Raw genomic sequence first — 17,444 nt, 5'->3', positions numbered from 1 at the left:
TGAAAGTATCTGTCACACATACCCTTTGACCTGCGACAACAGGTGACAAACCCCACACGGTCACAGACACCTGCGAGCTTGCCCGCTCAGGTTACTCACGAGTACGGTTGGTCACAGCCGAGACGACGATGTGCCCGGTTTCTTTCCAGCCATTGCGTGCTGGAACCCGCGCCCTTGATACCGCATCCACCGCCGCATGCCGGATCACTGTTGCGCGACAACATGTTTCATGAGTTTCAGGAGGGGCGATGGTTTCCTACATCGTGACAGGCGGTACCGGATTTCTGGGTCGGCGTGTGGTGCGGGGGTTGCTCGCAGCCGATCCGACCGCGATCGTGCACGTGCTGGTGCGTGCGGAATCGCTGTCCAAGTTCACCGCGCACAATGCGGAAAATCCCGACGGCGACCGCGTCTTCGCGCTGGTCGGCGACCTGACCGCCGACAACCTCGGCCTCGGTGACGGTGCCCCGCGCGCCGATCACGTGCTGCATCTGGGCGCGGTCTACGACATGACCGCCGACGAGGAAACCGCCCACGCGGCCAATGTCGCGGGCACCCGCTCGGTGATCGAGCTGGCCCGCAGCCTCGACGCCACCCTGCACCACGTGTCCTCGGTGGCGGTCGCCGGTGACCATCGGGGCAAGTTCTTCGAGGAGGATTTCGACCTCGGCCAGAACCTGACCTCGCCGTATCACCGCACCAAGTTCGCGGCGGAGAAGCTGGTGCGCGAGGCCACCGATGTGCGCTGGCGGGTGTATCGCCCGGCGATCATCGTCGGCGATTCGCGCACCGGCGACATGGACAAGATCGACGGCCCCTACTACTTCTTCTCGGCGATCTCGGCGCTGGCGGCGCTGCCGTCGGAACTGCCACTGCCGCTTCCCGACCTGGGTAGCACCAATGTGGTGCCCGTCGACTACGTGGCCGACGCGATGGTCCGACTGGTGGGTCGAAAGGGCCTGGACGGGCGCACGTTCCACCTGGTCAACCCGCGTCCGCAGCCGTTCGGGGAGATCTACCACGCCCTGGCCGCCGCCGCCGGTGGTCCCGTGGGCATCGGTACCGTGCCCGGCAGCGCCCGTGCACTGAACAGCCTCGGACACCTTCCCGGCGCACATGCGGTGCGCGACTTCCTGTTCGAGCAGGCGGGCATTCCCGCCGAGGTCGCCCCGCATGTCGGTTTCACCGCCGAGTTCGTCTCCGATTCCACGCAGGCGCAGCTGCCCGGCTTGTCCGTGCCCGCGTTCGGCACCTACGCGGATCGCCTGTGGGAGTACTGGCGCGCCAACCTCGACCCGAACCGTGGCCGACTGGCGCCGAACACGCCCCAGCTCGAGGGGCGCACCGTGCTCATCACCGGGGCTTCCTCTGGCATCGGTCTGGCCACCGCCCACGCCGTGGCCCGCCGGGGCGCCATCGTGCTGATGATCGCGCGTGGCATCGAAGACCTCACTGCCGCAGCGCAATCCGTGCGTGCCGAGGGCGGCACCGCGGTGGCCTACCAGTGCGACATCACCGACGCCGACGCGGTCGACCTGCTGGTGAAGACGGTGCTGACCGAACACGGTCACGTCGACTACCTGATCAACAACGCGGGCCGCTCCATCCGCCGCTCGGTGGCCAATTCCGTGGACCGCATGCACGACTTCGAACGCACCATGGCCGTGAACTACTTCGGTGCCGTGCGCCTGATCCTGGGCCTGCTGCCCTCGATGCGCGAACGCCATTTCGGCCACATCGTCAACATCTCCTCCATCGCCGTCCAGACCAAGGTCCCCCGCTTCGCCGCCTACGCCGCGAGCAAGTCCGCCCTGGACAACTTCAGCGATATCGCCGCGGTCGAAAACCGTGGTGACGGAGTAACTTTCACCTCCATCCGGATGCCCCTGGTCCGCACCCCCATGATCGCCCCCACTGACATCTACCGCTCCCTCCCCCTGCCCGACCCCGACCGCGCAGCCGAAGTAGTGGTCCGCGCCCTCCTGGAACGCCCCGACCGCATCGACACCCCCATGGGCACCTTCTCCCAGGCCGTCGAAATGTTCCTCCCCACACTCAAACGCGCCATCATGCACACCGGCTTCCGCCTGGTCGGCGAATCCACTGCCGCACAACGCAAGCCGACCGACACCCCGAAGCCAGTGGAACCGGCGGAACCCACTCGCAACGCCCTCACCGTCCTCGGCCCGGTCCTGGCCCCCCTGATGGTGATGCCCGGCCCGGCCGCCCGAATGAGCCGAATGCTCCCCGGCGTCCACTGGTAACCACCCACGAACCGGCCGACCACGACATTCGTGGTCGGCCGGTTCGCGTGGCATCGACTCACAGTCGAGCGCTCACCTGGCCCGCAGCGGCGGCGAAGGCCCATTCGTAGGTGCCGTGGGCGGCGGGGAAGACTCCGCCCGCGCAGACCGGATCGCCTGCGGCGCAATAGTTTGCGGTGCGGTCGGCGTACAGGGGTGTGACCGTGCCGCCGACCAGTCGCATCGGGTCGCCGAACAACAGGACCGCGACCACCCGGTCGGACAGTTCCGGGGGCAAGGTCCATGCTCCGGGGACGGCCGCGGAGCCCAGAACCGCGTGGGTGACCACGGCGCCCTGGGAGTAGCCGACCAGCACGAAGCGTTGGTCGGGGCAGGCCGCCGCCTGGTGGAGCAGGTGGGTGGTCATTGCTCGGGTGCCGTCGGCCATCGAGGACGGGACCAACAGATCCGCGGGGTATTCCACGCGGTGGGCGACGGTGTCCACCGGTAGTTGCGCGCTCAGCACCGCGTAGAGCGGGTCGCCGATCGCGGCTCCCAGGTAGCCGGGTTCTACTGTGCCGCGGGCGATTACGACATCGACGGTGGCGCAGCTCTGCGCCCATGCTGTCGATCCGTGGGACATCGCTGTCCCGATTCCCGCGGCCAGTAGCAACACCGACAGCGCTTGCGCTGTACGCCTTGCGACGATCCGAACTGCCTTCCGATAGGTCATGACGACCACCTGCTCACGCCGTTGTGAGGAATAGATAATGAGCCTTAGCTCACTGGTGGAATACCCGCTGACCTGCAACTACATGACACGTACTCGGCATCGACTGCGGCACGTTTGCGTCTCGGATCGCCTGCGGCACAACGCCGCCCACTAGATCAATGCTTCTTGGACTTCTTCTTGTACTTGGGCTTGTCGTGGTCGGGCTCCCACTCGTACCCCGGCGTGCCGCGTTCACAATAGGAGTCGGCGACATGCACGTCGCCCAGGTCGCGCTCACACCAGCGGGACTTCGAGCAGGAGGTGGCGCCCAGGCCCGCCACCACGGCGAGTGTGAGGACGGCGGCGGCGGTGCGGGTACGGACGTTCATGATCTCGCGTGAGCCTTTCATGTATGAAACATCGCTGGTCAGAGCGTTTTCCAGGACTTACCCCCGGCCCCCGACGAACCAATGCTACGTTCCAGGGCATGTCGAGCACTGTGCCAGAGCCCATCGAAGATTTCATCCCCGACGCCATTGTCGTCGGCGCGGGACTGGCGGGCTTGGTCGCCACGCACGAGTTGGTGCTGGCCGGGCGCAAGGTCTTGGTGCTGGATCAGGAGAATCGCGCCAATCTCGGCGGGCAGGCGTTCTGGTCGCTGGGTGGTTTGTTCGTGGTCGACAGCCCCGAGCAGCGGCGCTTGGGCGTCAAGGACTCTTATGAACTGGCACTGCAGGATTGGCTGGGTTCGGCCGGTTTCGACCGCGAGGACGAGGACCGGATGGGTCGCGAGTGGGCCAAGGCCTACGTGCGGTTCGCCACCGACGAGAAGCGGGATTACCTGCACGCCTTGGGTTTGCGCTTCACGCCCTTAGTCGGCTGGGCCGAACGCGGCGGCGCATTGGCTGGCGGACACGGCAATTCGGTGCCGCGGTTCCATCTCACCTGGGGCACCGGCCCCGAAGTGCTGCGCGTGTTCCTCGAACCGGTTCTGCGCGGTGAGGCAAAGGGCCTGGTGCGCTTCGCCTTCCGGCACCGCGTCGACGAGCTGATCGTCGAAGGCGGTGCCGTCACCGGTGTCACCGGCAGCGTGCTCGCCGACTCCGACACCGACCGCGGCCAGGCATCGAACCGGGATGTGGTGGGCGAGTTCACCTTCCGCGCACCGGCGGTGATCGTGAGCTCGGGCGGCATCGGCCACGCCCACGACCTCATCCGCCGCAACTGGCCCACCGAACGTCTGGGCCCGTGCCCGGAAACGATGATCTCCGGCGTGCCCGCCTATGTCGACGGCCGCATGCTCGGCATCTCCGAGCAGGCCGGTGCCGCGCTGGTGAACCGCGACCGCATGTGGCACTACACCGAGGGCATCAACAACTGGGATCCGATCTGGCCCGATCACGCCATCCGCATCATCCCCGGCCCGTCCTCGCTGTGGTTCGACGCGAACGGAAAGCGTTTGCCCGCACCGTGTTTCCCCGGTTTCGACACCAACGAGACCATGCGTCAGATCCTGTCCACCGGCTACGACTACTCGTGGTTCGTGCTCAACCAGTCGATCATCGAGAAGGAATTCGCCCTGTCGGGTTCGGAGCAGAACCCCGACATCACCGGCAAGGATTTGAAGTTCACGGTGCGCAGCAGGCTCGCCAAGGGCGCGCCGGGGCCCGTGGAGGCGTTCAAGCAGCACGGTGTGGATTTCGTGGTCGCCGATTCGCTGGCCGAGCTCGTGGACGGCATGAACGAGATCGCGCGCGGACCGAAACTGGACGTGGCCACCCTGGAACAGCAGATCGTGGCCCGCGACCGCGAGACCACCAATTCCTACTCCAAGGACGCGCAGGTCACCGCGATCAACAATGCGCGCAAGTTCGTCGGCGACAAGATCCGTGTGGTGAAACCGCACCGCGTTCTCGACCCCGCGCACGGCCCGCTGATCGCGGTGCGCCTGAACGTGCTGACCCGCAAGACCCTGGGCGGCCTGCAGACCGACCTGGATTCGCAGGTGCTGCGCCCCGACGGTTCGGTGTTCCCCGGGCTGTATGCCGCCGGTGAGGTCGCCGGGTTCGGCGGCGGCGGCGTGCACGGCTACAACGCGCTGGAGGGCACGTTTCTGGGCGGGTGCATCTTCTCGGGTCGCGCGGCCGGTCGGGCGATCGCGCGGCGCACGTCCTAGTGCGAGTGCCGGGGGGTCAGTGAACGCGCGGCTTCCTTGGCCACCTCGGCCAGCGCGCGGGCCAGGCGTGCGGTGTCCAGTGCGGTGCGTTCGCCGTGGACCGTGCCCGACAGCGAGATCGCCGCCACCGCGACGCCGCGCCCCCGGATCGGCACCGCCACGCACCCCACACCTGGTAGCGCCTCCTCGGTGTCCACGGCCACTCCCTGCCGGTTGCGGATGCGGGCGAGCTCGCGGTGCAGTTCGCCCCGGTCCACGATCGTGCGCGCGGTGCGTGCCACGGCGTTGCCGCGCAGACAGGCTTCCGCGATCCCGGGTTCCAGCGTGGCCAGCAACGCCTTGCCCACGGCGGTGGAATGCGCAGGTAGTCGCCCGCCCACCCGTGTGGGAATGACGACCCGCCCGCGCCCGCCCGAACGATCCAGGAACAGCACCTCGCGCCCGTCCAGCACGGCAAGATGCCCGACCAGCCCGGTCCGCTGGCTCAGCTCGTACAGCATCGGCCCGACCACTTCGCGCAGCTCGTTCTGCTCCGCGGCCAGCCCACCCAGTTCCAGCACCCGCAGACCGAGCCGATAGCCGCCGGGGGTGTGTGCCAGCCAGCGCAGCCGGATCATCTGATCGAGAATGCGGTGCACGGTCGAACGCGGCAGCCCGGTGCGTTCGGCCAGGCCCAGCAGCGTCAGCGAGGGGGTGGTGGCGTCGAACGCGTCGAGAATCAGCGTCATCCGCTCGATCATCGACGTCGGCGGCGCCCCGGCCGCCCGATCCGATCCGGTCCACAGATCTTCCGGCGCCGGTTCGGTCACGATCTCGACCGTCATTGATCCAACCTCCACAGTGCGTAGCGGTAACAGACTAGAGCCGTCAGCTCCGCTTACGCACTATTTCGCCTCGATCAGGCCATGACCCTGTTGGGAGGTGTCACCAGCAGCGGTCGGCGCACGATCGGCGCGAGGGCCGCCGCGATCTCCCGCACGGCCTTCGCGGGCGCGCTGTCGGGGTCGGTGTGGACGAACGGCGCGCCGTCGTCGCCTGCCGCGCACACGGCCGGGTCGAACGGGATGCGGCCGAGCACGGGACAGTGGGTGTCGAGCAGCCCGCTGAGCGCGCGACTCACCGCCGTGGCCCCGCCGGCGCCGAACGGTGTGTGCCGGGTGCCGTCGGCGGTGTCGTACCAGGACATGTTCTCGATGATGCCCGCCACCCGCTGGCCCGTCTGCGCGGCGACGGCGCCCGCGCGTTCGGCGATGCGGGCGGCGGTGCGCTGCGGGGTGGTGACCACGAGAAGTTCTGCGGCGGGCAGCAATTGGGCCAGCGAGATCGCGATGTCGCCGGTGCCGGGCGGCATGTCGATGAGCAGGATGTCGAGCTCACCCCAGTAGACGTCGTTGACGAATTGCTGCAGGGCGCGGTGCAGCATCGGCCCGCGCCACACGACGGGGGCATTGCCCTCCACGAACATGCCGATCGAGATGACCCGGATGCCGAAAGCTCTGGGCGGCATCATCATCGACTCCACCAGCGTCGGAGTTTCGGTGATGCCGAGCATCGCGGGCACCGAGTGACCGTGAACGTCGGCGTCCATGATGCCCACGCGCAACCCACGCCGGGCAAGGGCAACGGCCAGATTCACCGTGACACTGGACTTTCCGACACCTCCCTTGCCCGACACCACGCAGTAGACCTTCGTCGGCGAATCAGGTTGCGCCAGTGCGGAAACGGCTTCGGGCCCGCGAAGTTGGACGCGCAAGTCACGGCGTTGTTCGTCGGTCATCACGCCGAAGTCGATATCGACCCCGGTGACGCCGGGCACTGCGGTGACCGCCTCTCGGATGTCGTTGCCGATCTTGGTCCGCAGCGGACAGCCCGCGATCGTGAGCAGAATCCGTACGACGACCTGACCGTGCGCGTCGATGGTGATGGTCTCGACCATGTTCAATTCGGTGATGGGACGGCCGATCTCGGGGTCGTCGACGCCGGCCAGCGCGGTCGCGATCTGGGCTTCGGTGGGCATGTTCGTGTTCCTTACTGAGACATGCTGGCGTGCAGCATGTCCGCGCGTTCGACGACCTTGACTCGTTCGCGTCCCTGGGGTGTGCCGAGCGCGCGTTCGTGGGCGTCGAGTCGGTACCAGCCCTCCCACGTGGTGAAGGGAATGCCTGCACCGGTGAGGAATTCGATCACCGCGTCGGGATCCGGGCGGGGTGCCGGGGTCAGGCGGTCGCGGTCGGCGAGCAGGCAGGCGACGGTTTCGTTGGCGTCGCCTTTGGTGTGGCCGATGAGGCCGACGGGGCCGCGTTTGATCCAACCGGTGACGTACACGCCTGCCAGGTACCTGGCGGACTCACGCGCTTTCGGGTCGATGAGCACCCGTCCGGCTTCGTTGGGGATGGTGCCGGTGCGGTCGTCGAACGGGATGTCGGCGATGTCTTCGGAGCGGTAGCCGACGGCGCGGTACACGGCCTGCACCGGCCAGTCCCGGTATTCGCCGGTGCCCTGCACGTTTCCGGTGCCGTCGAGCTGCGTGCGCTCGGTGCGCAATCCGACGACCGTGCCGTTGTCGCCCAGTACCTCGCACGGCGATTCGAAGAAGTGCAGGAACAGCTTGTGCGGGCGATCGCCGTGATCGCGAATGGCCCACTGTTCGAGGGTGTTCGCGACCATGTCGACCTGCTTGGAGTTACGCCGCGCGGCTTCGGAGCCCTCGTCGTAATCGATGTCTTCGGGGTTGACGATGACCTCGATGGTGGGCGAGTGGTCCAGTTCGCGCAGTTCCAGCGGCGTGAACTTGGCCTGCGCGGGACCGCGACGACCGAACACGTGCACCTCGAGGGCTTTGTTGCCCTTGAGGCCTTCGTAGACGTTGGGCGGGATCTCGGTGGCCAGCAGCTCGTCACCGGTCTTGGCCAGTACCCGCGCGACATCCAGCGCGACGTTGCCCACGCCCAGCACCGCGACCTTCTCCGCGTCTAGGGGCCAGGTGCGCGGCACGTCGGGGTGGCCGTCGTACCAGGACACGAAGTCCGCGGCACCGAAGGAACCGTCGAGTTCGATGCCGGGGATGTCCAGCGCACGGTCGGCGTTGGCGCCGGTGGAGAAGATCACCGCGTCGTAGAACTGGCGCAGGTCATCGAGGGTGATATCGGTGCCGTAGTCGATATTGCCCAGCAGCCGCACCTGGTCCTTGTCCAGGACCTTGTGCAGCGCGGTGATGATGCCCTTGATACGCGGGTGATCAGGTGCGACGCCGTAGCGGATCAGGCCGAAGGGCGCGGGCATGCGCTCGTAGAGGTCGATGCTCACGCCCTCCGGTAGAGAGGACTTCATCAGGGCGTCGGCGGCGTAGATACCGGCGGGACCGGCACCGATAATCGCCACCCGCAGTGGACCTTTCACTTCTCGTACCCCGCGACGAAGGGCGTGTCCACACCGAGATCACCGACCGAATCCGCGCTGCCCGGCGAACCGAGCGCACTGGCGCGGCCGGGCAGCGGGATGTGGAAGAACTCGGCGTTGGTGGCGACGAACCCTTCCTGGCCGGCGGGGATGTCGGTATCGAGGTAGATCGCCTCCACCGGGCATACCGGTTCGCACGCACCACAATCCACGCATTCGGTGGGGTGGATGTAGGCCATCCGGTCACCGGTGTAGATGCAGTCGACCGGGCATTCCTCCACGCAGGCGCGGTCCATGATGTCCACGCACGCGGCGCCGATGACGAAGGTCATGGCTGTAACTCCTTCTCGTTCGGCTCGCCGAGTGCGGCGAGGATTTCGTAACGCAGGCGGGCGAATTCGGGTTCGAACCTGGCACCGGGCGCACGCGGGGAGTCGATCTCGATGACCCGTTGGATGCGGGCGGGTCGCGGGGTGAGCAGCACGATCCGGTCGGCCAGCAGCAGCGCCTCGTCGACATCGTGGGTCACGAACAGCACCGTGGTCTGGCGTTGCTGCCACACCGAGATGAGCAGTCGTTGCATGTCGGCGCGGGTCTGCGCGTCCAGCGCGCCGAACGGTTCGTCCATCAGGAGCACTCGTGGTTGTGCGGCCAAGGTTCGCGCCAACTGCACCCGCTGACGCATTCCGCCCGACAGTGCGCCGGGCAGGTGATCACCGAAGTCGGTGAGCCCCACCAGGTTCAGCAGTTCCTGGGCTTCGGTGCGACGGTTGCGGCGTGACACCCCACGCAGTTTCAGCGCGAACTCGACATTGCGTCGGGCCGTGCGCCACGGCAGCAGCGCGTCTTCTTGGAACACCATCGAGCAGTGTTGTTCCGAGGGCCCGCCGTCGACGGTGACCGTTCCACCGATGGGTGGCAGCAGCCCGGCCATCGCTCGCAGAACCGTGGATTTGCCGCAGCCCGAGGGGCCCAGCAGCACCACGATCTGGCCCGCGTCGATGTCGAGATCCACTTCGGCGGCGAGACTTTCGCCGTAGGCGATGCGCAGTCCGTGCAGCCGCACCGCGGCGCCGGCGCTCATCGCTGTGCCCTGGGCAGCCACCGGTTGACCCGGCGTCCGGCCAGTTCCACCAGCCACGCGGTGAACCACCCGAGCAACCCGATGGTGAGCATCCCGACGATCACCCCCGGATAGTCCAGGAGCCCGTAGGACTGCCAGGTGAAGTACCCGATGCCGAACTGGCCCGAGATCATCTCCGCGCTGATCACGCAGATCCAGGCCACGCCCATGGCCACCGACAGCCCGGAGAAGATGCCGGGCAGTGCACCCGGCAGCGCGATGTGGAACAGGATGTCGCGTCGACGCGCACCGAGGGTGTGCGCCGCCTCTTCCCACACCTTGGGCAGCGCGTGCATGGCGTGGATGGTGCTCACCGCGACCGGGAAGAACGCGGCGAAGAAGGTGATGAACACGATGCCCTGTTCCCCGGTCGGGAACAATAGAATGGCCAGTGGCACCAGCGCGATCGCGGGAATGGGCCGGAACACTTCGAGCACCGGCCGCACCAGTGCGCTGACCACCGCGGAGCGGCCGACGGCCATGCCGATGAGCACACCCGACACCGTGGCCAGGCCGAAGCCGATCAGGATGCGGCGGGTGCTGGAGAAGATGTCGCGGTAGTAGGTCGACGCACCGATCTGGGTGCTGAAGGACTCGAATACCTGTGCGGGCGTGGGGATCTTGTCGAACCGTAGCCAGAACACGACCTGGTTCGTGGTGAGCAGGTACCAGGCCAGCAGCAGTGCTGCCAACGGCACGGCGGTCAGTGCGGCTTTGCGCACCTTGCGCGGCACGGTGAACCGGGTAGCCGTTTTCGGGAGTGGGACAGTGCTTTCGGGCGCCGTGACGGGTGCGGCGAGGGGTTTGACGGAAAGGGTCATGGTGAGCCTCCTGGTCTCACGTGACGGATCTAGCGGGCCTTCAGTGCTGCGGAATAGTCGATGACCGTGGCGCCCGGATGGGCGGTGGCGTACTGCTGTGCGGCGACGCTGGTGGCGAAAGGCAGCAACCGATCGTCGGGTCCGGCGGCGGGATCGCTGACCCAGGTCGCGGTGGCGGCGAACAGCCTTGTGCCGGTGGCGAAGTCGGGCACGTACGCCGCGCGCACTGTGGTGCCGGTGGCCGCGATCTGCCGCAGCAGGCAGGTCGGGGTCTTGGCGACGGCGGTCTTCGGACTGTCGGCGAACCACACCTCCGAGGCGGAGGCCAAGCCGTCGACCGCTCCCCCGCAGGTGGCATCGGTGCCGGTCAGCGGGGCGGGTGCGGCCACCGAGGCGCTGGCGGCGTCGTAGTCGGCACCGTAGACGGTGCGGATGTAGCGGTCGTCGACGAATTCGTCGAGATTCAGATCCGATAGTGCGCCAAGGCTTTTCAGGAACGGCAATAGTTTGCCCAGTGCGTCGACCTGTTGGGTTTTGATCGTCGGATCGAAACTCACCAGCCCGTTCGGCCCGTTGTAGAGATACACGACCTCGGCGGGCAACCCGGTGATCTCGGCGACCCGCAGGGCGGCTTCGAGGGGGTTCTGGTTGAGATAGTCGGTGGTCTTGCGCACCGCGGTGAGGAACGCGGTGACCACATCGGGGTTCTCGGTGCCGAACCGTTCGCCGGCGACCACCGCGTGGAAGGTCGGAATGCCCGCGCTCCCACCGTCATACAGCAGTTTGGCTTTGCCGTCGTAGACCAGTTTCTGCGGCCACGGCACGAACTGCGCCAGCGCGGCCACCTGATCACCCTGCAGGGCCGAAGCACCGACGGCGGGATCCTGACCGAGCAGCTTCACGTCCTCGAGGGTCATCCCGGCGGCCGACAGCCCGGTGGCGAGCATGCCGTGCGCGGCCGACCCGACGCTGGTGGACACGATCTCACCGCGCAGGTCTGCGATGGTGGACGCCGTCGAATTCGTCGGCACCACAATCTGATTCAGCGAACCGCGCAGGTTGTAGCCGGTGACGGCGATCAGTTCGGACTTCACATCGGCGTGATCGCGGGTCTTGGAACCGTTGACCAGGATCGGGGCGTCGCCCATGGAACCGATGTCGACCTGGCCGGCCAGCATCTGCGCGGTCAGCGGCGGGCCCGCGGCGAAGTCCTTCCACTCCACCTTGTAGGTCAGGCCTTTCGCCTTGCCCAGTTCGGCCAGTTCGGCCTCGAAGGTGCCGCGATCGCGCAGCAGGGTGCCCGCGGTGACGGTGTTGATGGTCTTGGACTGGTAGCCGATATCGACGGTGACGGTCTTGCCGTCGTCGCCGGCGCCGCAGCCGGTGGCCAGCGCCGCGACCGTGGCGGCACCCAGCAGCAGTACGGGAATTCGGATGCTCATGACGGCTCTCTCAACGCAACAGGAACGGGATGTTCACGGTGACGGCGCCGACCGGGCACCGCGCGGCACACGGCCCGCAGTACCAGCACTCGTCCACGTGCATGTAGGCCTTGCCCGAATCCGGGTGGATGGCAAGGGAATCCAGCGGACACATGTCCACACACAGCGTGCAGCCGTCGATACATTTGGCCTCGTCGACCGTGACGGGGACATCGAGACGAGCATTGACCAGGGCCATCAGAGTTCCTTTCCAGAGTTGGCGATGCCGATGCGGGCGAAGGCGCGGACGTCGGCGTCCGGGTCTTCGAGCGCGGCCTGCAGCGCCGAGGTGATGTCGCGTCGCTGCGCGATCCGTTCGGCCAGGCCGCGCACCGCGGCCTTGCGAACGTCGAGGTTGGGATCGGAGACCGCCGACAGCAGCGGTGCCGCGGCGAGTTCGGGGTCGGCGGCGGCCAGGGCGATCGCGGCCGCCTGCCTGACCTGCCAGGCGGGGTCGGTGATGGCCGCGGTCGCGGTGGCGGCGGCCTGTTCGTCGCAGCCGGTGCCCGCCAGGCTCGACAGGGCGGCGGCGCGGACCAGGGGTTGCGGGTCGGTGGCCAGCACGAGCAGGGTCACCGCGCCGCGCGGATCACCGACGGCCGCAATGCCTTTCGCGACGCCGATGCGCACGTTCTGGTCTTCGTCGGCGGCGGCTACGGCGAGTTCGTCGAGCGCGTCGACCGAGGTCAGACCACCGACCACCGTGCGCCGCACCGCGACATTCGGATCGGCCATCCATGTCGTGAGTTCGTCGGCGCCCACTCGGCGGTGTCGCCACAGTGCCTCGATCGCGGCCGAGCGCACCGCCGGTTCGGGTGCGGTGACGCTATGACGCAGTGCCGCATCGAATTCCGGGCCGGGAACCAGCACTTCGAGGAGTTCGGTGAGGAAACCGATCGCGGTGTGGCGAACGTCGACATCCGGGTCGGCCAGAGCTGTGGCGAAGATCGGTGCCGCCTGCGCCCAGGCGTCGGTGGTCTCGCTGAGCACCGACAGCGCGGTGCGGCGAACCTCCGGGTCCGGGTCGGTCAGGAATTCGGTGAGTTCGTCCAGTTCCGGGCATTCGTCGGCCAGGTCGAGCAGGGCAAGCAGGCGCGCGCTCATCGTGCACCCCACGCACCGACGAGTTCGGGAGCGGCCACATCGGCGACACCGTCGGGCCGCACGAAGCCGGGCACCGGCACGATGTAGGGCGCCACGGGGCGGGTCTTGAACTCCATGGCACCGCTGGCGCCGCGATAGAGATTGAGGTGACAGAACCACTCGGCGTCGTTGGTGGCAGGCCAGTCCGCGCGCTGATGGTAAAGGCCCCAACGACTTTCGGTTCGTCGCAATGACGCCCTGGCTGCCATTTCCGCACAGTCCCTGATGAAGGTGACTTCCGCGCAGCGCATGAGTTCGTGCGGCGTGTGTCCGCCCATCGCGGCGATGTCTGTGTTCATCCGTTCGAACGCTTCCACCCCCAGGGTCAGGTACGACTGCGCCTTGGGCGGTTGCAGGTAGTCGTTGACGAAGCGGCGCAGCTTGTATTCGACCTGGGTTTGCGGCGGGCCGTCGGGGTTGCGCAGCGGGCGGTAGATCAGCTCGTGCGCGGCTTCGATCTGGTCGGCCGGCAGCTCCGGATGTGCTGCGCCACGGGCGAATTCGCTGGCGTGCTCACCGGCGATATCGCCGTATACGAACGCGCCGATCATGTAGTTGTGCGGCACCAGCGCCATGTCGCCCGCGGCGTAGAGGCCGGGCACGGTGGTCGCGGCATGTTCGTCGACCCACACTCCTGACGCGGAATGCCCACTGCACAAACCGATTTCGGAGATGTGCATTTCGATGTCGCTGGTGCGGTAGTCGGTGCCGCGCCCTTCGTGGAAGGTGCCGCGAGTGGGGCGTTCGGTGGTGTGCAGGATGCCCTCGATCTCGCGGATCGTGGCGTCGGGCAGGTGGCTCAGTTTCAGGTAGATCGGGCCGCGGGCACTGTCGAGTTCGGACTTGACCTCCGCCATCATCTGACCGGACCAGTAGTCGCAGTCCACGAACCGGTTGCCTTCGGAGTTGACGGTGTAACCGCCGAACGGGTTGGCCACATAGGCGCACGCGGGACCGTTGTAGTCCTTGATCAGCGGATTGATCTGGAAACACTCGATGCCCGACAGTTCCGCGCCCGCGTGGTACGCCATGGCATAGCCGTCGCCGGCGTTGGTGGGGTTCTCGTAGGTGCCGTAGAGATAACCCGAGGCGGGCAGGCCCAGTCGTCCACACGCGCCCGCCGCCAGGATCACCGCACCGGCCGAGATGGTGACGAATTCGCCGGTGCGCGTGTCGAATCCGACCGCGCCGACCGCGCGGCCGTCGACGGTGAGCACCCGCACCGGCATCACCCGGTTGTTGATGGTCACCTTGGATCGGACATCACGAGCGCGCAGGGTGCGGTAGAGCACCTTCTTCACATCGCGACCCTCCGGCATCGGCAGGACATACGAGCCGGACCGGTGCACCTTCCGCACCGCGTATTCGCCGTGCTCGTCCTTCTCGAACTTCACGCCGTAGTTCTCGAGACGCTGCACCATCTCGAAACCCCGTGTGGCGGTTTCGTAGACGGTGCGCTGGTTCACGATGCCGTCGTTGGCCACGGTGATGTCGGCGACGTAATCCTCGGGACTTGCCTTGCCCGGCACGACCGCGTTGTTCACGCCGTCCATGCCCATGGCCAGCGCGCCGGAGTGCCGCACGTGGGCCTTTTCCAGCAGCAGCACGTTGGCGCCGTGGCGGGCGGCGGTCAGCGCGGCCATGGTGCCCGCGGTGCCGCCGCCGACGATCAGGACGTCGCAGACCAGTTGTCGCCGGTCGGTCAGCGGTGGAATCTGCATGGGGATCAACCCCTTTCGTTGTTGTCGCGGGTGCGCCGCGAAGTCACCGGGACGCGATCCAGTCGCCCGGACAGGGAGAACCGGTCGCCGCGATAGCGGATGTATTCCAGATCCACGGGTCGACCGGAATCGGTGTAGGTGAGCCGTTCCAGGAACAGCAGCGGGGAACCGGCGCGCACCTGCAGCAGTCCCGCGACCGTGGGGTCGGCGGCGACCGCTTCGATCGCGACCGCGGCGGAGCCCAGCGGCAGACCGAGTTCGGCTTCCAACAGGCCGAACACGTCGCAGGTGGCGAGGTCTTTGTCCAGCAGCGGGATGCCGATGTCGGCGGTGAGGTAGCTGGCATCCAGCGACAGCGGGGCGCCGTCGAGGTAGCGCACGCGTTCCAGCGCGACAACGGGGTCGCCGGGGGCGAGCTCGAGCCGTTCGGCGACCAGCGGCGTGGCGGGCACGACCTCGGCGAGCAGGACCTGGTTCACCACCCGGTCGCTGCTGGTTTCGAAGGTTTCGGCCAGGCCACGCAGGCGGTCAAGACCCTGGACGGCTTTGTCGGCGACGACGAAGGTGCCCGCACCGGGGACCCGGTCGATCAGGCCTTCGTCGCGCAGCAGGGTCAGTGCGTCGCGGACGATATTGCGGCTGGTGGCGAAGTCGGCGGCGAGCAGGGCTTCGGCGGGCAGTGCCCGGTTGCCGTAGACGCCGCTGCGGATGCGGGCGCGCAGGATGTCGCGGATACGCCGGGCCGGTGCGCTGCGTCGGCCCGAACCCGGATCGGGAGGCCGGGGCCTGGCCGAGGAGGAAGTGGCTGTCATGCGGCAAATGCTGCGAACGTCGCGTTACAAGGGACGTTTCGGGCAATTACCGGATGGTTACGCCAGTTCCGGGCTTTCCGGCAAGCCCTCTACCTGCGGTGATACCGACGGTCCCGGTAGTCCCACCACTGCGCCTCTGGCGTTTTCCAGGCGCGCGGCCCGTTCGACGAGTAGTTCGCCCGGTCCCGACGGTGGGGTGTTGCGGCGCCAGATCGCGCGGAATTTGCGGGTCAGGCGGGCGGCGTCGGCGCAGGGGACCTGGACCAGGGTGCCGGTTGCCAGGTCTGGTGCCGCGATCAGACGGCTCAGGACGGCGGGGGCCATTCCTGTTCTCGCGGCGGCCACGATCGCGCCGGTCGAGCCCAGTTCGGCGGCGGGGTCCGCGGGTGGGGCCGCAGTGGCCAGTAGGTCCCAGACGGTGTCGCGGGTGCCCGAGCCGGGTTCGCGCCACAGCAGGGCCGTGTCGGCCAGTTCTCGGAGTGTGATCGGCGTTTTCCGTTGTGCCCAGGGATGATTCGGTGCCACGACCACGACCAGGTCGTCGGCGCCGAGTACTCGGCTGCCGAGGCCGGCCGGTGGATGTGGGCCTTCTACGAAGCCCAAGTCGGCGGTCCCGTCTCTGACCAGCCCGGCCACCTGCGTGGAGTTCTCGACTTCCAGCGAGATCACCACTTCGGGATGGTCGGTGCGCAGGGCGGCGAGCCAGTGCGGAATCCGGTGGTCGGCAATGGTTTTCGAGGCAGCGATGCGTAGGCGTGGGGCCTGCGCGGTGCGGAGTCTGGCGACATCGTCCACGAGATCTTTGACCGCCGACAGGACCGTGCGCGCGTGCGCGACCACCGCGCGGCCCGCATCGGTGAGTTCGGAGCCGGTCGGGCCACGATCGAGCAGCTTCACGTGCATCCGGCGTTCCAGGGCGCTGATCCGCATACTCGCGGCGGGCTGACTGACCCCGTGCCTGCGGGCAGCGGCGCCCAGGCTGCCCAGTTCGGCCACCGACACGAGCAGGTCGAGGACCTCCAAGTCGGGCGTTCCGGGTGGCAGGGTCATGCGCTGATTATGGGTCAAGCATCGTGAATGCGATCGTGGTGGAGCTTCTTGGCGATGCTGTAGACGGCGAAGACCGGCTTCAGCGGCATCCATTCACCGAAGCGGTAGTCGCGGCCGCGCACCAGGCGGGACGCCAGTTCCGGGCTCTGGTCGGCGAGGAATTGCCGGGCGATCTCGGCGTGCGTGGGCAGCGAGACAATCTTGATCCGGTCGACGTCTTTCAGGAACGGGATCGCGAAAGCGATGTTCTCCCAAGTGGATCGGCTCGACTCCTCCAGCACGAGTTCACCGTCGTACCCACACTCTTGCGTGGCATAGGCAGCCATCAACGACGCCTCGGACCGCGTTCCGGCGCACGCCCCACCGCACACCACCAGCCGAGTCTGCGACGCCATCGGATCCATGGATCGCAACCCAGCACGCACCCGCCACCTGTTCATGGCATTGGCCCGCGGCCCCGCATCGCGGTAACCCAGCACCACGACAGCCTCGGAGCCAGTGTTCCCGGTCCCGAGACTGCGACGCGAGGCCCGCCAATTCGCCCACTCACCCCACAGCAGGACACCGAGACCGGCGGCGATGGCGAGACGAGTCCGTTTCCGCACCTGTCCAGCAAACCACGGACCCACCCGGCTTTCCCACCCGTTCCTGATCATGATCCGCCGGATTTCCAGCATCAGACCGGCGTAATCACCCAAAACGTCGCCAAAAAGTCAGAAAACTGACTTTCGAGCCGCCGATTGTACGATTACGCCGGTTCCCC

The 17,444-nt window shown here is 67.4% G+C and carries 15 protein-coding genes and 1 pseudogene; 2 read left to right on the top strand and 14 right to left on the bottom strand.

Going from position 1 to position 17,444, the window contains the following annotated elements:
* Positions 1-248 precede the first annotated feature (248 nt).
* Positions 249-2,264 carry an SDR family oxidoreductase gene (locus ACFWVD_RS10420; protein ID WP_379241747.1) on the top strand — a complete coding sequence of 672 codons (2,016 nt, stop codon included), beginning with the start codon at positions 249-251 and terminating at the stop codon, positions 2,262-2,264.
* Positions 2,265-2,322: 58 nt separating this feature from the next.
* Here ACFWVD_RS10420 and ACFWVD_RS10415 read toward each other — a convergent pair whose 3' ends face one another.
* Both ACFWVD_RS10415 and ACFWVD_RS10410 read right to left on the bottom strand, forming a co-directional pair.
* Positions 2,323-2,976, bottom strand: a complete 654-nt coding sequence (locus ACFWVD_RS10415) for a cutinase family protein (RefSeq protein WP_379241746.1) — start codon at positions 2,974-2,976, stop codon at positions 2,323-2,325.
* Positions 2,977-3,131: 155 nt separating this feature from the next.
* Positions 3,132-3,365 carry a hypothetical protein gene (locus tag ACFWVD_RS10410; protein ID WP_379241745.1) on the bottom strand — a complete coding sequence of 78 codons (234 nt, stop codon included), beginning with the start codon at positions 3,363-3,365 and terminating at the stop codon, positions 3,132-3,134.
* A 77-nt stretch (positions 3,366-3,442) separates the two neighbouring features.
* On the opposite strand from ACFWVD_RS10410, the gene ACFWVD_RS10405 reads away from it, so the two are divergent.
* A complete protein-coding gene (locus tag ACFWVD_RS10405) occupies positions 3,443-5,131 on the top strand; it encodes an FAD-binding dehydrogenase (protein WP_379241744.1) in 1,689 nt (562 codons plus the stop codon).
* On the opposite strand, the gene ACFWVD_RS10400 is transcribed toward ACFWVD_RS10405, so the two are convergent.
* The 12 genes and pseudogenes from ACFWVD_RS10400 to ACFWVD_RS10345 all read right to left on the bottom strand — a co-directional run bounded on the left by ACFWVD_RS10400 (position 5,128) and on the right by ACFWVD_RS10345 (position 17,286).
* Positions 5,128-5,955, bottom strand: coding sequence for an IclR family transcriptional regulator (locus tag ACFWVD_RS10400; RefSeq protein ID WP_379241743.1), 828 nt, complete (start codon positions 5,953-5,955; stop codon positions 5,128-5,130). The genes ACFWVD_RS10405 and ACFWVD_RS10400 overlap by 4 nt on opposite strands.
* A gap of 74 nt (positions 5,956-6,029) precedes the next feature.
* Entirely contained in the window at positions 6,030-7,148 is a 1,119-nt protein-coding gene (locus ACFWVD_RS10395; RefSeq protein ID WP_379241742.1) for an Mrp/NBP35 family ATP-binding protein, read from the bottom strand.
* Positions 7,149-7,159: 11 nt separating this feature from the next.
* Entirely contained in the window at positions 7,160-8,512 is a 1,353-nt protein-coding gene (locus tag ACFWVD_RS10390) for an FAD-dependent oxidoreductase (protein WP_379241741.1), read from the bottom strand.
* 14 nt (positions 8,513-8,526) lie between these two features.
* Entirely contained in the window at positions 8,527-8,862 is a 336-nt protein-coding gene (gene fdxA / locus ACFWVD_RS10385) for a ferredoxin (RefSeq protein ID WP_379241740.1), read from the bottom strand.
* A complete protein-coding gene (locus tag ACFWVD_RS10380) occupies positions 8,859-9,614 on the bottom strand; it encodes an ABC transporter ATP-binding protein (protein WP_379241739.1) in 756 nt (251 codons plus the stop codon). The genes fdxA and ACFWVD_RS10380 overlap by 4 nt, the downstream gene beginning before the upstream one ends.
* Positions 9,611-10,474 carry an ABC transporter permease gene (locus tag ACFWVD_RS10375; protein WP_379241738.1) on the bottom strand — a complete coding sequence of 288 codons (864 nt, stop codon included), beginning with the start codon at positions 10,472-10,474 and terminating at the stop codon, positions 9,611-9,613. The genes ACFWVD_RS10380 and ACFWVD_RS10375 overlap by 4 nt, the downstream gene beginning before the upstream one ends.
* Positions 10,475-10,503: 29 nt before the next feature.
* The gene (locus ACFWVD_RS10370; RefSeq protein WP_379241737.1) at positions 10,504-11,916 is read right to left on the bottom strand and encodes an ABC transporter substrate-binding protein; all 1,413 of its coding nucleotides are present in this window, start codon (positions 11,914-11,916) and stop codon (positions 10,504-10,506) included.
* A gap of 10 nt (positions 11,917-11,926) precedes the next feature.
* Complete coding sequence (locus tag ACFWVD_RS10365; RefSeq protein WP_358188605.1) at positions 11,927-12,154, bottom strand: ferredoxin family protein; 228 nt, start codon at positions 12,152-12,154, stop codon at positions 11,927-11,929.
* Positions 12,154-14,819: pseudogene (locus ACFWVD_RS10360) on the bottom strand (fumarate reductase/succinate dehydrogenase flavoprotein subunit). Before ACFWVD_RS10360 ends, ACFWVD_RS10365 begins: the two are co-directional and overlap by 1 nt.
* Before the next feature lie 5 nt (positions 14,820-14,824).
* Positions 14,825-15,631, bottom strand: a complete 807-nt coding sequence (locus ACFWVD_RS10355) for a GntR family transcriptional regulator (RefSeq protein WP_379241736.1) — start codon at positions 15,629-15,631, stop codon at positions 14,825-14,827.
* A gap of 57 nt (positions 15,632-15,688) precedes the next feature.
* Positions 15,689-16,681, bottom strand: coding sequence for a LysR substrate-binding domain-containing protein (locus ACFWVD_RS10350; RefSeq protein ID WP_379241735.1), 993 nt, complete (start codon positions 16,679-16,681; stop codon positions 15,689-15,691).
* Positions 16,682-16,695: 14 nt separating this feature from the next.
* Complete coding sequence (locus ACFWVD_RS10345; protein WP_379241734.1) at positions 16,696-17,286, bottom strand: YdcF family protein; 591 nt, start codon at positions 17,284-17,286, stop codon at positions 16,696-16,698.
* Positions 17,287-17,444 lie beyond the last annotated feature (158 nt).

This window comes from Nocardia sp. NPDC058666 (assembly GCF_042714895.1).
GTDB lineage: Bacteria > Actinomycetota > Actinomycetes > Mycobacteriales > Mycobacteriaceae > Nocardia.
The sequence above is the reverse complement of the archived record's forward strand: the minus strand, read 5'-3'. Positions and strand labels throughout refer to the sequence as shown.